Origin of the sequence: Rhodoblastus sp. (genome assembly GCF_041915505.1) — a bacterium.
In the GTDB taxonomy this organism is placed as follows: Bacteria; Pseudomonadota; Alphaproteobacteria; order Rhizobiales; family Beijerinckiaceae; genus Rhodoblastus.
Genome location: NZ_JAYSBG010000362.1, coordinates 1 through 3439, shown reverse-complemented (window position 1 = coordinate 3439; position 3439 = coordinate 1). Strand labels below are relative to the sequence as shown.

General features: G+C 67.1%; 1 protein-coding gene. It reads left to right on the top strand.

Annotated elements, in window-relative coordinates:
* Positions 1 to 384 precede the first annotated feature (384 nt).
* Complete coding sequence (locus tag ACE3S9_RS16935) at positions 385 to 3435, top strand: Rne/Rng family ribonuclease (RefSeq protein ID WP_374547652.1); 3051 nt, start codon at positions 385 to 387, stop codon at positions 3433 to 3435.
* Positions 3436 to 3439 lie beyond the last annotated feature (4 nt).

Genomic DNA, 3439 nt, shown 5'->3' with positions numbered 1-3439 from the left:
TTGCAACTGAACTTCGGCGGCGCTTTATCGTCCGCGCGAAGGCCGTTCCGGGGGATCTGTCTGGCGCCGCGCAGCGCCGGGCTGCTGCTTTTGCCCCCGCGGCCGCCCTGTCGCCGTCCTCCAGCTTTCCCAGCCGCCGGTCCGATCCGGTCGATATTGGTCAGGTCCGTATCGGTCAGGGCCTTATGGGCCTGATCCGCTTGGTTTCACGCCGCCTTTCGCGGTCCGTCTTCCATCCACAACTTCGTTCAACCATCCAACGCGAGGCGCGCCCGAAGCGGCGCGACGCGGCGCGCGCTCATGCGCCAGGCCAGTCCGTTCTGGCCGGCGCCCGCGCGGAAGCCGGGGCGGCCCTACGCGGCGCCTCGCCCACAAGAGTTCCCAATGGCAAACAAAATGATCATCGACGCCTCCCACCCCGAAGAAACGCGGGTGGTGGTGCTACGCGGCAATAGGGTCGAGGAGTTCGATTTCGAATCCGCCTCCAAGAAGCAGTTACGGGGCAATATCTATCTGGCGAAAGTGACGCGCGTGGAGCCGTCGCTTCAGGCCGCCTTCGTCGAATATGGCGGCAATCGCCATGGCTTCCTGGCTTTTTCCGAAATCCATCCGGATTATTACCAGATTCCGCATGCCGACCGCGCGGCTTTGCTGGAAGAGGAAATCCGCGCCCATCGCGAGGAAGAGGACGAGGAATCCAGCCGCCGCCGCAGCCGCCGCAACCGGCGCGGCTCAGAACGCCGTCGCCCCAACGATGACGAAAAGGTAAGCGGCGAAATCGCGCAGGATGGCGTCGAAGCCGTTTTCGAGGGCGTGGCTGCCGAGGAGGCCATTTCGGTCGAGGGTTTGCCCGCCGCGGATGCGCCAGTTACTCTGGGCGAGGCCGCCGAAGCGGCGGCCGAAGAGAGCGTCGCGGCGAGCGCGCCGGCGCCGTCGGCCGAAGAGGCCAGGCCCGCTGACGAAGCGCCGATCGAGCAGGCGCCCGTCGCTCAGACGCCTTTCGAGCCGGCCGTTCAGGCGCCCGTGGAGATCGTCGCGGAAGCCGAGGCCGTCGCCGAGGCGATTTCCGCTCCCGCCGCCGCGCCGGAGCCGGAGGAGCGGCAGGCGATCGCTGCCGATCCGGAAGGCTTCGCCGTCGTCGAACAGAGCGATGACGCGGTCGAAGCCGCCGAACCGGCCGACGATGACGACAAGCCGGTCGCCGCTGCGGCGGAAGATGAAGAAGCCCGCGCGCGCGACTTTTTCGACCGGACGCAGGAAGCCGAGGCCGGCGAAGTCGATCACGACGACAATGCCGAGCACGAGGAAGAGGAAATCGTCGAGCAGCTTGGCGGCGACGCCATGGACGAGACGCCCTATCGCGCGCCGCGCCTGCGCCGCCAGTACAAGATTCAGGAAGTCATCAAGCGCCGCCAGGTGCTGCTGATCCAGGTCGTCAAGGAAGAGCGCGGCAACAAGGGCGCGGCTCTGACCACTTATCTCTCGCTTGCCGGCCGCTATTCGGTGCTGATGCCCAATACCGCGCGCGGCGGCGGCATTTCGCGCAAGATCACCGACGCCAACGACCGCAAGCGGCTCAAGGAGATCGCCGGCGATCTCGACGTTCCGGAAGGAATGGGCGTCATCCTGCGCACGGCGGGCGCCTCGCGCACCAAGCACGAGGTCCAGCGCGATTTCGAATATCTCATGCGGATGTGGGAGCAGGTGCGCGAGCTGACCCTGACGTCCAGCGCGCCCGCCCTCGTCTATGAGGAAGGCTCGCTCATCAAGCGCGCGATCCGCGACCTTTACAATAAAGACATCGACGAGGTTATGGTCGCGGGCGAGAACGGCTATCGCGAGGCGCGCGATTTCATGCGCCTGCTGATGCCGAGCCATGTCCGGAACGTTCATCATTACCGCGACCCACAGCCGGTCTTCGCCAAATGGGGCGCGGAATCACAGCTCGACGCCCTGTTCCACAATCAGGTCACGCTGAAATCCGGCGGCTATCTGGTCATCAACCAGACCGAGGCCCTCGTCGCGATTGACGTGAACTCGGGCCGTTCGACCCGCGAGCACAATATCGAGGACACCGCGCTGCGGACCAATCTGGAGGCGGCGGACGAAGTCGCCCGCCAGCTCCGCCTACGCGATCTCGCCGGTCTGATCGTTGTCGATTTCATCGACATGGAGGAGAGCCGGAACAATCGCGCCGTCGAGCGCCGCATCAAAGAGGCGCTGAAGGACGATCGCGCCCGCATTCAGGTCGGCCGCATCTCGCATTTCGGCCTGCTCGAAATGTCGCGCCAGCGCATCCGCACCGGCGTGCTCGAAGGCTCGTCCGTGATCTGCCCGCATTGCGCGGGCGCGGGCACCGTGCGGTCCACCGCCTCGGTCGCGGTTCACGTGATGCGCGTGCTGGAGGATGCGCTCATCAAGAGCGCCTCGCATAATATCGTGCTGCGCACGCGCACCGATATCGCGCTTTACATTCTCAACCAGAAGCGTTCGCTGCTGCGCCTGATCGAGGAGCGCTTCGGCGTCGAGGTCATTGTGATGGCCGACGATTCGCTGACCGGTGGCGCCTATCACGCGCTGGAGCGCGGCGAACTGGCCGTCGGGCCGACCGATCCGGTCCGCCGTTTCGACCCGCGCCGCCCGATCGAGGACGCCGAGCCGATCGGCGAGGCGGAGCTTGAGGCTGAATTCGAGGAAGAGGCCGAGATCGAGGCCGCCGAGGCGGAAGCCGCCGAGGAGCGCGGCGAGGGGGACAGCGAAGCGCGCCGTCGCCGTCGCCGCCGTCGGGGACGCGGCCGCAATTTTGAACGCGAATCGACCGGCGTCGACGCCGGCGCGCCGCAGCCGTCCGACGAGGGGCTCGAAACGGTGGCGGAAATCAGCGGCGACCTGATAGCGCCGGTTGGCGAAGGGGAAGCCGAGGAGGAAGGCGCGCGCGAGGGGGCCGAAGGCCGCCGTCGCGGCCGCGGCGCCTGGCGCCGCCGCAATCGCAACCGTTCCGGCGCCGAGACGATCGAGGACGCCGGCGATTGGCGTCCGTCCGAAGAGGGCGCCGCCGAGGCGGCCGAAGGCGGCGACGCTTTGGTGGAGACGCTTGCGGACAATCCGCAATTCGCACCGCTGCCGGAATGGCGTCCCGAGCCCGAAGCGGAGACGGCTGCGCCGGAGGTTCACGCCGAAAGCCAGCAAGGCGCGTCTGAAAACGCCTTGGCCGAGACGCCTGAGTCTGTTGGCGCCGCCGGCCGCGAGGTCGAGCCCGAGACTTTCGCGCCTGTTCTGATCTCTTCGACCGAACCGGCTGTGTCGGAGCCCGAGGCTGCGACACGCGCGGCGCTTCGGCAGCCCGAACTGCCGGTCATCACGGAAGCCGACCCCAACAAGCCCAAACGCTCGGGCTGGTGGGCGCGCGCCAAGGCCAATCTGACCGGCCATTAACGCG